We start from the raw sequence: 237 nt of genomic DNA, 5'->3' as shown, positions 1-237 counted from the left end.
ATAACGATTGTCAATCCTTGTGCTTCATTTAATTCTTTTACTAACTCTAATATTTCAAGTTGATAATAAATATCTAAATATGTTGTCGGTTCATCTAAAAAGAGCATTGGCGTCTTCTGAGCTAACGTCATGGCAATCCAAACACGCTGTCTTTCTCCACCAGATAAAGCATGAATTTCCTTATCACGTTTACTTAGCAAATTCGTACATGCTAAAGCCCTTTCTATTGCTTCTCTA

At 34.6% G+C, this 237-nt stretch carries 1 protein-coding gene; it reads right to left on the bottom strand.

Features of this window, described 5'->3' with window-relative positions; translation table 11 throughout:
• Positions 1–237 (bottom strand): ATP-binding cassette domain-containing protein (locus SB775_RS33720; protein ID WP_410865656.1); only part of this gene is annotated, 237 nt, incomplete at both ends.

The sequence above is a fragment of the Peribacillus sp. SIMBA_075 genome, assembly GCF_046534585.1.
This window is presented reverse-complemented; position numbering and strand designations above follow the sequence as displayed.